1 pseudogene is annotated in these 366 nt (G+C 37.4%); it reads right to left on the reverse strand.

Going from position 1 to position 366, the window contains the following annotated elements:
• Positions 1-366: pseudogene (locus B5P40_RS29225) on the reverse strand (cell wall-binding protein); the annotation flags it as partial.

Genomic DNA, 366 nt, shown 5'->3' on the forward strand with positions numbered 1-366 from the left:
ATATCTTTCAAGCCTTCTTTAATAACCACTCCAGAAGCATCAGAATAGTGTAGACCATTTTGATCTTCCTTCCATGCTGATTGTAGCACAGAACCATCGTCATTGAAGTTGTAGTACTTCCCATCGATTTCAGATCCACTTACAGCAACCATGTTACCAAAACCCGGTCTGAAATAATAAGTCTTCCCTTTAATTTCTTGCCAGCCTGTCAAAAGGACTCCATCAGCATCTGCAAAGAAATACCAATCCCCTTGAATTACCCAACTGTTCTTTATTACATTTCCAGAAGAATCTTTTGCACTATATTTAGTAGGGTCCTTTTCATTCTTTATCATCTCTATTTTGTCATACTTCTGTCTCTCATTT

Origin of the sequence: Bacillus sp. SRB_8, from assembly GCF_003264205.1 — a bacterium.
In the GTDB taxonomy this organism is placed as follows: Bacteria; Bacillota; Bacilli; order Bacillales; family Bacillaceae_G; genus Bacillus_A; species Bacillus_A mycoides.